The following is a 6,036-nucleotide window of genomic DNA, read 5'->3' on the forward strand; positions in this document are numbered from 1 at the left end:
GGAGATGCCTTGTTCAAAGTTGCTGGGTAATCAGGTTCATGACCCGGTCGATCTGCTGCTCGTCGTTGAGCAGGCCTGGCGCCAGGCGGATGACAGGGCCAACGTCGCGTTCGACGGCATCGCACATCACCTTGCCGGCGATCAGCTTGGCGGCGAAGGCATCAGGGTCTTTGCCGGGCACACGGAAGAAGGTGAAACCTGCCGAGAACTGCGCGCTGCGAGGCGTCACCAGCTCGATGCGACGATCTTCAAGCAGGCGCTCCTTGAGCCGGGCGTTGAGCTGGTGGATGCGCGCCTGCACATCGGCCTTGCCCAGTTGCAGGTGCAGCTTGAACGCCTCGCCCAGCGACCAGCGGTATTCGAAGGCGTGGTAGCCGCCTGGGGTCATGATGGTGGCGAAGTCTTCATCGCGGGAGAAGGTGGCGACGCTGGGGGTGAGGTGATCCATGCTGGTCGAGGCTGCGCAGATGATGCCGGTGCCGCGCGGGCCGAACATCCACTTGTGGGTGCCGGCGATGAAATAGTCGCAGTTGAAGTCGGCGAAGCGCTGGTTTTCCACGCCGAAGCCATGCACGCCATCGACCACGTAGAGGATGCGCTCGGCCTCGCTGCGGTCGCGGTTGTGACGGCGCACCAGTTCGCCGATCTCGCCGACCGGCAGCTTGACGCCGCTGCTCGAGTGCACCCAGGTCATGCCCAGCACGCGGGTCTCGGGGCGGATGTTGCGCTCCAGGGTGGTCAGCACCTGGTCGGTGGACACCTCCCAGGGGTTGTCGAACAGGCGGATCTTGCGCACCTGCGTACCCTGGCGCTGGGTACGGAAAGCCAGGGTCTTGTGGGTGGAGTAATGCTCGTGCTCGGTGGTCAGGATTTCCTGCTTCGCGCCGACCTGCAGGCCGCCATAGATCATGGCCAGGCCTTCGGTGGTGCTGCCGGTCAGGGCAATCTGCCGCGGGCCGACTTCCAGGTAGCGTGCGGCCCAGTCACGCACTTCGTCCTCGCGCTGCCATTCGTACTGGCTTTCCCAGTCCATCAGGGCGGCGGGGTTGCGGTCGAGGTCGGCGCGGTGGCGGTCGATCGCTTCCTGCACCGGACGCGGGTGGGCGGTGACCAGGAAGTTGGCGAAGTGGGCAATGTCCGGGTCCAGCGGGAACAACGTGCGCAGGTTGCGCCATTTGTCCGTGCCGGTGAGCGCTGCTGGCGACGAGGTTGCAGCCAGGGCGCCAGGCAGCAGCGGCAGGCTTGCGGCGACCAGGCCGGCCTGCTTGAGAAAGGTACGACGGTTGCTCATGCGGGCAGGCCTTGATCAGTGTTGGGTGGTGGCGACAGGTTGACCGGCTTTTTGCACCTGGTCCCAGACCCGCAGGAAGTTGCCCGCCCAAAGTTTGGCGATATCGGTTTCGCTGTAGCCGCGGCTGAGCAGCTCGGCGGTGACATTGCGGGTCTCGCTGACATCCTTCCAGCCATCGAGGCCGCCGCCGTCGTTGAAGTCCGAGCTGAGGCCGACGTGGTCGATACCCACTTTCTTCACCGTGTAGTCGATGGCGTCCGCGTACTGCTTGAGGGTCGCCTTGGGTTCTTCTTCAAGAATCCCGTACAGGCTGCTGGCGTACTCGCCGAAACGTGACTCAGGCCAGATGGCGATCACCGCATCGCCCGGCATCAAGGCATTGGCCAGGCCCTGCAGCGGCTGCAGGTCGAAGCGCGCGCGCAGCGCCTCGAGTTTTTCCAGCACCGGCTTTTCCAGCGGCTTGAGGTACTGGCCGAAGCCGACCACCTGGATCACGCCGCCGCTGTCCTTGATCAGTTGCATTTCCTTGTCGGAGAGGTTGCGCGGGATGTCCACCAGCGCCCGTGGCGCGGAATGCGAGGCCACGATTGGCGCGCGGCTCAGGCGCACGACGTCTTCCAGGGCCAGGGTCGACATCTGCGAGACATCGATGATCACGCCCAGGTCGTTGAGTCGCTTGACCGCCTGCTCACCCAAGGGCGACAGGCCGCCCAGGGCGTCGGCGGTGTCATTGAAGAACGGCAGTGGGCGCGAGGAGTCGGCCCAGTCGTTGTTGCCGGTGTAGCTGAAGCCGAACATGCGCATGCCGCGAGCAGCCCACAGATCGAGCTGGGACAGGTCATGGCCCAGCGGGTAGGCGTTGAGCATGCTGATGAAGATGGCGAACTTGCCTTCGCCGTTCAGGCGCCGGAAGTCGTCGGGGGTATAGGCGATACCGACCTGGTTGGGGAAGTCGCGGACCATGCCGCTGATGATCTTGTAGCGCACTTCCTGCTGCTGGCGCGCCTCGTCGACGAAGCCCGGGGTTGGGCGGTGCGGGGCGTTGGGGCCGTTCCAGATCTCTGGCCAGCCGAAGATGGTAAGGGCCGCACCGGAAAGACGACCGCGATTGGCCTTGACCAGGTCGAACTGCCCCGGGCCATCCTTGTCGATCTCGTTGCCGGCGCTGCCCAAGTCCAGCGGCACCGTGATATGGCTGTCGAACGAGAGCATGTGTTCATGCAGGGCGTTGGCCTGTTCGACGATCTTGTGCGGGTAGCCGGCATCCTGGCGTTGCCAGTAGAAGTAGCCGGCGGCACTGCCCAGGGCGGCCACCAGGGCCAGAGGCAGGCCTATGTACAGGGCTTTGCGGGAGCGGGTCTTGGTCATTGCCATCTCGTTGCAGGGCTGATCGCAACCGCCTGGCGGGCAAAGGGCGGCGCCGGGCAGGGTTCGGGTATCAGGTGGACGAATGGCGTGGGGAGAGATTTACGTGCAGCAGCGGGTTTACCCGCGAAAAGCGCACCACGGCGGGTGACGCAGGCCTCGCCAGCGCAAGGCCATGGGCGCAGGCAATGACGCGATCAGATCGACAGGCGCACCATCCGGTTGTCCAGCGGCTGCTCCGGTGCGCGGCGCTTGTTCACCACCAGCTCGCCAATGGCGATCAGCCGCGTGCGCGTGACGTTGCGCGACAGCCCCAGCAACTGCGCGGTATGCACCTGGTTGTAATGGCAGAAGCGATAGGCCGAGCGCAGCAACGCATTCTCCACCTTCTCGTACAGGTCGCCCGGCTGTTCCTCGTACAACCGGCTGAACGCCTGCTGCAGCAGTTCATCGATGCCGCCGCCCCTGCTGGCAGAGGCCGTCGAAGGCGGATCGTCCTGACGCTCCAGGCGCAGGTTCGACAGGCGCAAGTCGCGGGCATGGATCAACCCGTCGCCGCAGGTCAGCAGGCTGTGGTGAATCACATTCTCCAGCTCGCGGATGTTGCCCGGCCAGCTATAGGCCACAAGCTTTGCCTGGGCGTCGGCTGCCAGCTCCACCGGGCCGTAGCCCAGGCGTTCGCTGTAGCTGCGAATGAAGTGGCGCGACAGCGGCAGGATATCGCCCGGCCGCTCACGCAGCGGGTGCAGCGAGAGGGTGACAACGTTCAGGCGGTAGTACAGGTCTTCGCGAAAGTGCCCGGCGTTGATCGCCTTTTCAAGTTGCACGTTGGTGGCGGCCAGTACCCGCACATTGATCGGAATGCTCTTGCGTGACCCCAGGCGCACCACCTCGCGCTCCTGCAGCACGCGCAGCAGCTTGACCTGGATGGGCAGCGGCAGGTCGCCGATTTCATCGAGGAACAACGTGCCGCCGTTCGCCTCCTCGAACCAGCCGGCCTTGGACGCCAGGGCGCCGGTGAAGGCGCCTTTCTCATGGCCGAACAGCTCGGCCTCGACCAGCGACTCGGAAAAGGCGCCGCAGTTGACCGCAACGAACGGGCCGTCGCGGCGAGCGCTGAGGTTGTGGATGTGGCGTGCGACCAACTCCTTGCCCGTGCCGGTCTCGCCAATGATCAGGACGCTGGCCTCGCTGGGAGCGACCTGTTGCAGGTGGGCGAGCAGCGCCTGCGACCTGGGGTCTTCGAAGACCTGTGCGGTCGCCCTGATCGAGGTAGCCAATGACGGTGAAGGGGGGAGGGTCAGCAATTGCATGGACGTGCCTTTAGGAATAGAAGGACGGGGCAGGGCGTTTGTCGTTCAGCGCCCACTCGCCGAGCTCATGGATGCGGTAGTCCACCGGATCGTGCAGGGTCTGGGTCCTGAGGTTGCGCCAGTGCCGGTCGAAGCGCAGTGAGGCATGGGTGGCGCGGGCGCCGGTGACTTCGAACAGGCGGTTGCAGATGTCCAGCCCGTGGCGCGTTGCGGCAACCTTGGCGGTGCCGATGGCCAGGGCCAGGTCGCCACGCGCCTCGGCGCTCAGGTTGTGTTCGAGGGCCCAGGCTGCATCGAGCTGGTCGCTGGCGCGGCGGATCAGCAGGCGCACGCTTTCCAGACCCACCCAGAACTCACCATAGTGGCGCAGCACATAGGGGTCTTCGCGGCTCTCACTGGCGCTGGAACGGAACCAGGGGCGACTCTCCTTCAGCGTGTACTGGCGCGCTTCGTCGAAGGCGCCTTCGGCGATACCCAGGAACAGGTTGGCGAAGTGCAGTTGCGCGATCAACGGACGCAAGGCGGCGAACGGCGTGCTCAGCGGGCCGGGGTCGAGCAGCAGTTCGTTGTGCTCGACCCGCACCCGTTCGAAGGTGGCACTGCCACTGTCGGTCTGGCGTTGGCCGATGTTGTCCCAGTCACCGTGCAGGCTGATGCCGGTACGGCCACTGGGGATTGCCGCGATCAGCAACTTGCCGCCGGCGCGCTCGTCCACCGCCGAGGCGATGAGCATTTCCGAGTCGCTGGCGCCGGAGCAGAAGCTCTTCTTGCCGGAGAATTCGCACCACCCCTCGAAATGCTTGGCCTGGGTTCGCGTATCCAGCGGGTTGAGGGCATTGCCCCAGAACCAATGCTTGCGCGCGGTCTGCTCGAACCAGGGTTGCCATTGGTCAGGGCGGGAGAACAGGCGCACGGTGGCCAGCATCAGGTGGTGGAAACCGAACACGTGGGCAATGGAACTGTCGACCCGGGCGAACTCACGCACCACATCGAAGGTTTCGCGCCAACTCGCGCCCTGGCCACCGAAGGCCGTGGGAATGGCCAGTGACAGCAGGCCGCTGTCGCGCAGGGCATCACGCTCGGCCTTGGGGGTGCCGCCGCGTTCGTCGCGTTCGACAGCCGTGAGGGCGAATTGGGCGGCCAGGTCGCGGGCAATGGCAAGCGCCGGACGCGTGGTGGGGGTCACGGGTGCATTCATGGCGGTCACTCAGGCACTCTTGCGCAGCTGATGGTGGGGGGCGAACAGTGGTACGGCACGTTCGGCGGCCAGGCCGATGCGCGCAGCCAGGGCATCACTGGAAACGCGATAGTCCTGCAGCTCGGCCTGACTGGCATAGACGCCGATGGGCAAGGTCAGTGCCTGCAGGAAACTGAACAGGGGGCGCAACTGATGATCCAGCACCAGCGCGTGGCGCTCGCTGCCGCCGGTTGCGGCCAGCAATACCGGGGTGTCGACCAGGGCGTCCTGGCCGATCAGGTCGAACAGGTGCTTGAAGTGCCCCGGGAAGCTGCCCCGGTAGACCGGCGTGGTCACCACCAGCAGGTCGGCCTGTTCGATGTGCTGCAGTTGCTGCTCGACGGTGTCGGGCAGTTCGCTACGCCACAGTGCAGCACCCAGTGGGCGGGCAATATCGCCCAGCTCGATGAGGTGCGGCCGGATGTGCAGATGCTGGCCAAGCTCGGCGAGGATGGCTTCGGTCAATGCCAGGGTGCGCGAAGGGCGGGAAGTACCACCTGAGAGGGCAACGACGTTCAAGGGGGTGCTCATGGCGAGTCTCCTGTTCGGGTGAGCGGGGGACTTTGCTTGAGCAATCGTCGTGCCGAAGTTTCGATGCCTTTTGAATCAACGCGTTGCCGCGTTTTCTGCGACAACCGCCGTGTTGCCGGAGCAGCGGGGTTGTTGATCGGGTGTTGCGCTGCAAACAGTTGGCCGGTGTTGGCTGCTGCACAGTTGGGAACGTTATAGAGGAAGTTTTAACCGCATAAAAGGAATAAGAATTCATATTCTTATTCGTTTATTTATAGTCCGCGCTTTGTCCCCCCTTACCCTGTCACCCCTTGCACCCC

General features: G+C 64.7%; 5 protein-coding genes. All 5 read right to left on the minus strand.

Going from position 1 to position 6,036, the window contains the following annotated elements; genetic code table 11:
- Positions 1-13: 13 nt before the first annotated feature.
- The 5 genes from pvdN to msuE all read right to left on the minus strand — a co-directional run bounded on the left by pvdN (position 14) and on the right by msuE (position 5,737).
- Positions 14-1,291 carry a pyoverdine-tailoring periplasmic protein PvdN gene (pvdN, locus tag ACPZMI_RS25300; protein WP_288376652.1) on the minus strand — a complete coding sequence of 426 codons (1,278 nt, stop codon included), beginning with the start codon at positions 1,289-1,291 and terminating at the stop codon, positions 14-16.
- 15 nt (positions 1,292-1,306) lie between these two features.
- Positions 1,307-2,659 (minus strand): pyoverdine-tailoring dipeptidase-like protein PvdM, encoded by a 1,353-nt coding sequence (gene pvdM / locus ACPZMI_RS25305; RefSeq protein ID WP_426353283.1) that lies wholly within the window; start codon positions 2,657-2,659, stop codon positions 1,307-1,309.
- A gap of 194 nt (positions 2,660-2,853) precedes the next feature.
- Positions 2,854-3,969 (minus strand): sigma-54 interaction domain-containing protein, encoded by a 1,116-nt coding sequence (locus ACPZMI_RS25310; protein ID WP_426353284.1) that lies wholly within the window; start codon positions 3,967-3,969, stop codon positions 2,854-2,856.
- A gap of 10 nt (positions 3,970-3,979) precedes the next feature.
- Positions 3,980-5,167, minus strand: coding sequence for an acyl-CoA dehydrogenase family protein (locus ACPZMI_RS25315; protein ID WP_186708137.1), 1,188 nt, complete (start codon positions 5,165-5,167; stop codon positions 3,980-3,982).
- Positions 5,168-5,176: 9 nt separating this feature from the next.
- Positions 5,177-5,737 (minus strand): FMN reductase, encoded by a 561-nt coding sequence (gene msuE / locus ACPZMI_RS25320; protein ID WP_054890659.1) that lies wholly within the window; start codon positions 5,735-5,737, stop codon positions 5,177-5,179.
- Between the last annotated feature and the right edge of the window lie 299 nt (positions 5,738-6,036).

Origin of the sequence: Pseudomonas wayambapalatensis (genome assembly GCF_049942315.1) — a bacterium.
GTDB lineage: Bacteria > Pseudomonadota > Gammaproteobacteria > Pseudomonadales > Pseudomonadaceae > Aquipseudomonas > Aquipseudomonas wayambapalatensis.